Source organism: Photobacterium aquae (assembly GCF_001029445.1).
Taxonomy (GTDB): Bacteria; Pseudomonadota; Gammaproteobacteria; order Enterobacterales; family Vibrionaceae; genus Photobacterium; species Photobacterium aquae.
In genome coordinates, this window is sequence record NZ_LDOT01000109.1 from 1 (window position 1) to 462 (window position 462).

Annotated in this window: 1 pseudogene; it reads left to right on the plus strand. The window is 46.8% G+C overall.

Annotated features, from left to right (window positions below):
• Positions 1-26 precede the first annotated feature (26 nt).
• Positions 27-462, plus strand: a pseudogene (locus tag ABT56_RS23120) (bifunctional NADH-specific enoyl-ACP reductase/trans-2-enoyl-CoA reductase); the annotation flags it as partial.

Below are 462 nucleotides of genomic sequence, written 5' to 3' on the forward strand. Positions count from 1 at the left end.
ATCCCTTTAGGTAAAGGACGGAAAAGATGATTATTGAGCCCGTTATCAACGGTGTTGTGGCGCGTACCGCCCACCCACTTGGATGTGAGCAAGCAGTTCTCCAACAAATCAATTACGTAAAACAAGCAAAACCGATCACCGATGGCCCCAAACGTGTATTAATTATTGGTGGTTCGTCTGGTTTTGGCTTAGCTGCGCGTACCGCACTGACTTTTGGTGGTGCAAAAGCCGACACGATTTCAGTCTCTTATGAACGAGGGCCGTCAGATAAAGGCACAGGCGCGGCGGGTTATTACAACAATCTATTCTTTAAAAAGTACGCCGAACAAGAAGGCCGAATTGCGGTTAATATTCAAGGCGATGCGTTTTCACGTCAGATACAAGAAGAAGTGGTCGAAGCGATCGAGACTTACTTTGAAGGCGAAGCGGATCTGATTATTTACAGCGTAGCAAGTGGCGTAA